At 72.4% G+C, this 6432-nt stretch carries 5 protein-coding genes; 2 read left to right on the top strand and 3 right to left on the bottom strand.

Features of this window, described 5'->3' with window-relative positions:
• The coding region (locus tag ACWDRW_RS40095; protein ID WP_451733476.1) for a BTAD domain-containing putative transcriptional regulator at positions 1-1842 on the bottom strand (1842 nt) is incomplete at its 3' end.
• Between the two features lie 136 nt (positions 1843-1978).
• On the opposite strand from ACWDRW_RS40095, the gene ACWDRW_RS40090 reads away from it, so the two are divergent.
• The gene (locus ACWDRW_RS40090; protein WP_451733473.1) at positions 1979-2857 is read left to right on the top strand and encodes an alpha/beta fold hydrolase; all 879 of its coding nucleotides are present in this window, start codon (positions 1979-1981) and stop codon (positions 2855-2857) included.
• 278 nt (positions 2858-3135) lie between these two features.
• On the opposite strand, the gene ACWDRW_RS40085 is transcribed toward ACWDRW_RS40090, so the two are convergent.
• Both ACWDRW_RS40085 and ACWDRW_RS40080 read right to left on the bottom strand, forming a co-directional pair.
• Positions 3136-3957 (bottom strand): DUF1963 domain-containing protein, encoded by an 822-nt coding sequence (locus ACWDRW_RS40085; protein WP_451733470.1) that lies wholly within the window; start codon positions 3955-3957, stop codon positions 3136-3138.
• 225 nt (positions 3958-4182) lie between these two features.
• Positions 4183-5241 carry an alpha/beta fold hydrolase gene (locus ACWDRW_RS40080; RefSeq protein WP_451733468.1) on the bottom strand — a complete coding sequence of 353 codons (1059 nt, stop codon included), beginning with the start codon at positions 5239-5241 and terminating at the stop codon, positions 4183-4185.
• Positions 5242-5380: 139 nt separating this feature from the next.
• On the opposite strand from ACWDRW_RS40080, the gene ACWDRW_RS40075 reads away from it, so the two are divergent.
• Positions 5381-5986, top strand: coding sequence for a helix-turn-helix domain-containing protein (locus ACWDRW_RS40075; RefSeq protein WP_451733466.1), 606 nt, complete (start codon positions 5381-5383; stop codon positions 5984-5986).
• Positions 5987-6432 lie beyond the last annotated feature (446 nt).

Raw genomic sequence — 6432 nt, 5'->3', positions numbered from 1 at the left:
GGCGGGGCACAGGGCCGTCGCCGCGCGGGCGGCCACGGGGCGCTCGCCGAGGCGGACCGCGGCGAGGGCGGTCAGGCACCAGAGTGCCTCCTGCACGTGATCAGGGGGTGGCTCGGGCGTCACGGCCAGGGCGGTCCGGGCCTCCTCGTTCTGGTTGCTGGCGAGCAGCACCAAGGGGAGCGTCCAGGGGCGGTAAGGGCCCCAGTCCAGGGCGGGATCGGTGGGCGCGGGGCGGTCGTGCAGGAGACGTAGGCCCAGGAGGGCGAGGGCGAACAGGCCCCGGTGCAGCCCTGGCATGCCCGCTGTTTCGGCAAGGGCGTGTTCGGCGGCGCGGTATCGCGCAGCGGCCGTGGCGGCGGTCGGCCCGCCCGGTTCGGTACTGCGGGCGGCCGTGACCCGGGCCCGGAACCAGCCGGTGAGTACGGGGACAAGGGAGGCCTCGGTGCTGACGGCAAGCTGCTCGGCGGCCTCGGCGTGCGCGGAGGCGGCGTCAAGGTCGCCGAGAGCCGAGGCGGACTGCAGGCGGATGAGCCGGCCGAGCACGGCGAAGTCCGGCAGGTCGTGTTGGGCGGCCAGGTCGAGGATCTCTGCGCCGATCACGTCCCGTGCCGTCGCGAGCCCGGGCCGGGTGAAGGACTGGAGGAACACGCCGTTGAGGGCGAACACCAGCAGTGCTGGATCGCCCAGCTCTCGGGCCAGCGCCTCGGCCTCGTTCGCCGCCTCCCCGGCGCGCCTCCGTTCGGTCGCGGGCAGATCGGCGCTGCGGCTCTCGACCGCGACCGTGGCCAGCAGGCGGGCGCGCAGTTCGGCGGGGCCTTCGGCGCCGAGCGCGGTGAGCGTACGCTCGGCCGCCGCGACGACGGCGCGGGACTGATCGAGATCGTCGGCCCGGCTCCACAGGGCGGGCACGTCGTAGGCGCCGATGACGCGGGCGGTCAGGGTGATGTCTCCGGTGCGCTCCGCGGCCTGGATGGCGGCCAGGCGGTCGCGCCGCGAGTGCATGAGGGCGTCACCACCCGCCAGGGCCAGGGTGCGCGCCAGTTCGACGGTGGTGCGCGGACCGAGTCGTACGCCGGCGGTCCACACCGTACGCGGGGGCTGGAGGTCCACAGCTCCGCGGAGAATGTCCGTCTCCAAACGCTGGAGGTCGGCACCGGGGTCGAGCCCGAGCTGGTCCGCGAGCATCCTGCGGGCGCTGCGCAGGGTGGCCAGCGCGTCGGCCTGACGGCCTGCCCGGTGCAGCGCGCGGGCCAGTAGCCCCCAGGCCGGCTCACGCCAGGGGTGTTCGGTGACGTGGGCGCCCAGTTCGGCGACCAGCTCGCCTCCGGAACCGGAGTCGAGGATGAGGCGGGCGCGCAGTTCGACCCCCTCCAGCCTCAGCTCCTCCAGCCGGGTCCGTTCGCGCTGGGCCCACACGGAGCCGGTCACATCGGCGTAGGCGGGGCCGCGCCACGTCGCGAGGGCCGCGTCGAGGTCGGTCAGCGCATCGGGGGTACGCCGGGCGCGGGCCAGGGCGTCCTCGAACCGGTGGAGGTCCACGGCCTCGCGCGGCAGACGCAGCGCGTAGCCGGGTCCTTCCGTGACGAGGACAGCCGGCGGGGTGCGGGGCGGCCGGCCGGGTTCGATGGCGCGGCGCAGCGCGGCGACGAACGTACGCAACGCACCCACGGCGCGCACCGGCGGCTCGGCCCAGAGATCGTCCACGAGGGTGTCGGTGGGGACCATCCGTCCCCCGGCGGCGACGAGCCGGGCGAGCACCTCGCGGTGGCGGGGTCCGCCCAGGTCGACCGGGGTGCCGTCGTCGCGGAGGGCCCGCACGGCACCGAGTACGTCGATGTGCATGCCGTCCATCTTCCGTGCCGAGGGTCCGCGACGTCGAAGCGTACTGATCGGCTGCTGATCGCCGTCGCCCACGCTGATCCCGTCAGTCCTCGGACCCGGGCTTTCGCCGGTCCACCGACCCAGCAAGGGGCCCTTCATGACATTTGCCATTCCCGGTTTCGACCACGTCCGTCTGCCCGGTGCCGACGGAGTGGAGCTGGCCGCCGCCGTCGGCGGCAGCGGCAGCCCCGTCGTGCTGCTGCACGGCTTCCCCCAGACCCACCTGATGTGGCGGCATGTCGCCGAGCGGCTCGTCGGCGAGCACACGGTGATCTGTCCCGACCTGCGCGGCTACGGCGCCAGCGACAAGCCGGTGGCCACCGGGTCCGAGGTGTACTCCAAGCGCACCATGGCCGCCGATGTCATCGCCCTGGCGGCGGCGCTCGGCCATGAGCGCTTCGCCCTGGTCGGGCACGACCGAGGGGCCCTGGTCGCTTTCCGCGCAGGACTGGACCACCCCGAGACCCTCACCCACCTGGGCATCCTTGATGTCGTGCCCACCGTGGACATGTGGAACGTCCTCCACGGTGTTCCCGCGGCGGTCGGCTACCACCTGTTCCTCATGGCGCAGCCGCCGGGCCTGCCGGAGACGATGATCGCCAACAGTGCCGATGCCTACTTCGGCTCCTTCCTCGACGCCTGGGCCAGGGAGCCGGCCGCCATGCCGGAACCGATCCGGGCCGCGTATCTGCGGGCGAGCGCGGCGGCCGTGCCGTCGATCGTCGCGGACTACCGGGCCTCGGCGGGCGTCGACATCACACACGACCGGGCGGACCAGGACGCCGGTTCCCAGCTGGCCATGCCCGTGACGGTCGTCCAGCAGGACTGGGGCGCGCGACTGGGCTACGACGCCGCGGCGGTCTGGCAGGCGTGGGCGCCGGACCTGGACCACCGGCTGACCGGCGCGGGGCACTTCATGGCTGAGGAGGCGCCCGACGAGATCACGGAGACGATCCGCGACCTGCTGCTCCGCTGAGTCCTCCCCCGGGCCACGGGAGGCCGCGGGCGACTTCCGTGATCGGACGCCTGCTGAACCGCCTGCCTTCCTACGGCCGCTGCCGCCGCCCGGGGAACACCAAGCGACGCGCAGCAGGGCGCGGCGGCCCACGCGATACGACCGGGGCGGCCGGGGCAGCGAGGGGGCAGACCCGTTCGGGACAGACCCATCGGCACAGTGGCGGCATGGACCGGGTGAGCGTGGCCGGACACCGCGGGCGATGACCCTTGGTGAACCGGCCGCCCGGCCCGGCGCCGTCAGGCCATCTCGACGTAGCGATGGACCCGGTCGAAGCGCCGGGCCGCCACGTCCTGGCGGCGGACCACCCAGTGGGCCACGCCGGAGTCCAGTTCCGTGACGTCGTCGCCGCATCTCCAAGTGGCCAGGAGAACCCAGTCGTCGGCGCCCTCTGCGTGGGCCGTCCCGCCCTGCTCGGAAGGTCCGGCCTCCCGCGGACCACGGGCATAGTGGACGGGGTCGTTCTGCGGCGAGACCGGGTGGCCGCCGATCTGCAAGGTCCAGGCAGGGCGGTAGCCGCCCACGTGTGCCCAGGCGTCGGCGAGTTCGTCGGCGAGTTCGAACTGCTCGTCCTCGGGGAATTCGCCCCATCTGTCGGGGGCGAAGCTCTCCGGCATCTGTGTGCTCGGCTGGTGCCAGGCCGTACGGAGTTCACGCGGCCGGTACGGCTCGCGCCAGGTGTGTGCGAGAGGGCTCGAAACTGCCGGGGTTCCAGCGGGAACGTACAGCACCGCGTCGGACACCTGTCCCCCGATGCCCTGCACATCGGTTCCGGAGAAGAGAAGCAGGTGGCCGTCGGCGGGAAGCGGGAGCCCGGTGACGCCCGGCGGGAGAGCAGCGAGGTCGACCGAGGCCACGAAGGGAGCGGACGGCCGAGGCACGCCGTGCGGCAGCATGGGGTCTCCGCCGACCTGGGCCACGAGGGGGCCGTCCCCACCCTCGGCCAAGTACACCGCCGGACGGGCGACACGTATCCATGCGTCCACCTCCTCCGGCGGCAGATCCAGGGATGCCGCTTCGGCCCGGAAGCGGTTCACTATGTCCATGCTCGCGTCGGTCACCGGGCCACCCTAACGGCCGCATGGGCGGGCAGCGGCGGAGCCGAACTCGCTTGCAGGCATGGCGTTTGGCCCTGCCGACCGTCGCTGTCGCAGTGTGCCGTCGGCAACGGTCGGCGATGTGTGATCGGCGCGTGTGCCGGCTGTGTGAGATTCCGCAACGTGGTGGGCCGGCGCCTCAACGGCAGGCGTTTCACTGGCGGAACCAGCCGGCCCGTACTGCCCGCATCACAGCTCCGGCGCCGCGGCCGCCCCTGGCACCGCGCCACTGCGCGGACCGCTACGCCTGGCTTGCCTGGTCCGGTCCTGGAGGGCAGCGAGCCAGTCGATCAGCAGTCGGTTGACCTCGTCGGGGCGTTCCTGCTGGATCCAGTGGCCGCAGTCGTCCAGGAGGTGGGAGGCGGACAGGGCGGGGAGCGTGGTGGGGTAGGCGTCGATGGCGTCGGACATCCAGGTGGTGGAGGCGTCCAGGGCGCCGCCGACGAACAGGGACGGATGCTTGATCGGGGCCCCGCGGTAAGGGGCGAGATCTTCCCAGTCGCGGTCCATGTTGCGGTAACGGTTGAGCGCCCCGGTCAGACCCGTGCGCTCGAACTCCCCGGCGTAGACGTCGAGGTCGGCCTCGCTCAGCCAGGACGGGAGAACCCGCCTGGGGAAGCGGTCGCGCAACTGGCCGCCAGGGGCGACGAAGTGCGGATCGGGCTGGCCCCCCGTCGGCATGGTGTCGCCGGACAGGGCTGCGTAGAAACCCGCGAGCCAGCCCCGTACATCAGGCTCGATCTCCGCCTCGGCGCGGCCGGGCTCCTGGAAGTAGGAGACGTAGAACTCCTGCTCGGGGCCGCCGATCCGGCCGAGGACATCGGTGGGGCGGGGGCCGCCGGGCGGCGCGTACGGGACGCTGAGCAAGCCCACCGCGTGGAAGACCTCGGGGTGCAACAGGGCGGAAGTGGCGGCGATGTTGGAGCCCCAGTCATGGCCGACGACCACCGCGCTCTCCTCGCCGAGGGCGCGCACGACGGCGACGTTGTCCTCCACCAGGTCGAGCATCCGGTAGGCCTCGGTCGCCTCCGGTCTGGAGGAGCGGCCGTAACCGCGCACGTCGATCGCCACCGCCCGGTAGCCGGCCGCTGCGAGGGTCGGGAGCTGGCGGCGCCAGGAGTACCAGGACTCGGGGAAGCCGTGCACGAGCAGGACCAGCGGGCCCGCGCCCTGCTCAACCAGGTGCAGGCGTCCGGCCGGGGCCTCGACGGTGCGATGGCGGAGCTCGGCGGTCGGTGCAGGCTGCATGGGCTTCTCCTCGGTTCACGGCGACGCGGCTACGCATCGATCATGCGGCGTGGCACCCACCCAACGCGATCATCCTTGCCATTCTGGCAAGCTTGCAGGTCAACGTGGTCCGACGGCATGGCGGAAAGGAGCACGGACCGTGGCGGGGAGCGACGTGGCCCGGACACTGGCGTCGATGGGGGCGCGGCTGCGGGTCGTGCGCGAGCGCCGTGGCATCACACTCACCGGTGTCAGCCGCGCGACCGGTATATCGCCCAGCACGCTGTCGCGGATCGAGACCGGCCGACGCAAGCCCACCCTGGAAGTGGTAGTGCAACTGGCGGAGGAATACGGAGTCTCCCTGGACGAGTTGGTCGGCACCGCGCCCGCGCCTGCAATCGAGCGCCGCGGCACGGCGCCGCACAGCTTCGGCGTCGACAAGGCAGTGTTGCCGCTGACCCGCTACGTCGGCGGCCTGCACGCCCACAAGCATGTCCTGCCTGCCGTGGAGGAGCCGCCTGGACGGCCCCGGCAGGTGTCCCACGAGGGCTACGAGTGGCTGTGCGTCCTGTACGGGCGGCTGTGGCTCGCACTCGGCAACCAGGACCTGGTCCTGACCGCCGGGGAGGTCGCCGAGTTCGACACCCGCGTCCCCCACGGAGTCGCGAACGCCGGAACCGCCGGACCGGTTGAGTACCTGATCATGTTCGGGCCGCAGGGAGAACGGCTACGACCGCGCACCTCTCCGGCTGGTGGTGACTCTTGACGGAATGCGTGCTGAGTGTGCGTCGGTGACATGCTGCGGTGTGCCCACCGCCGGGGCGACCAGTGCGTGCCCGACGTTGGAGAGGCGGCCAGCGGCATCGCCGACTCCCACCCAGGCCCGGCGGGCTGATTACCGCGCCCACGTGAGCCTGGGCGGCACAGACGGAGATACCGAAGCCGTCGGCGAGTTGGGCGGGACTGCCGTGTCTGCGCAGGTGCATCAGCCCTATCCAACCACCAGCGCTGCTGTGCAGCCGAGTTGAAGCACCGTCGAACACCTCACAGCGCGCACTCGAGGAACGGCTGCCTGCTGGCCGCCGCCGCACTCACCTTCTCCCCATGCCATACGGGTCTCATCGAGTCTCTCCTTCGTGGATACCCCCGGCTTCAGCCGGGGGAGGAAACGAAGCTCCTGCGGAGCAGGGCAGGGAAAGCCGGTTCGCCGCC

It is taken from the genome of Streptomyces sp. NPDC003635 (assembly GCF_053587635.1).
Note: the sequence above shows the minus strand (reverse complement) of the source record. Positions and strands in the feature narration are given on the sequence as shown.